1 protein-coding gene is annotated in these 289 nt (G+C 58.5%); it reads right to left on the minus strand.

Going from position 1 to position 289, the window contains the following annotated elements; all coding sequences use genetic code 11:
* Positions 1 to 158 precede the first annotated feature (158 nt).
* On the minus strand, positions 159 to 289 hold a 131-nt coding region (locus SB822_RS56345; RefSeq protein WP_410859011.1), incomplete at its 5' end, for a uroporphyrinogen decarboxylase family protein.

Below are 289 nucleotides of genomic sequence, written 5' to 3' on the forward strand. Positions count from 1 at the left end.
GACTAAAGCTTCTACCGCGCCGCAACGTGATCAATGTGTATAAGTCAAGTCTTGACAACTGCGAGAGTGCCTACTGACGGCCCGCAACCCGCGAACTTTCCCTTAGTTGCAGAGCCCAGCGTGCTGCATCGCAGCAAAAAACGGTAGGAATTGCAACGTCAGGCGGGTGCATGCGCGCCGCTGCGAATCGCGCGGCTGTGGCGATGCACTTCGTCGACGAGTTCGGCGACATTTTCCGGCGGCGTGAACTGCGAGATGCCGTGGCCAAGGTTGAACACATGCCCCGGAT

The sequence above is a fragment of the Paraburkholderia sp. SIMBA_054 genome, from assembly GCF_046534875.1.
Lineage (GTDB): Bacteria > Pseudomonadota > Gammaproteobacteria > Burkholderiales > Burkholderiaceae > Paraburkholderia > Paraburkholderia hospita.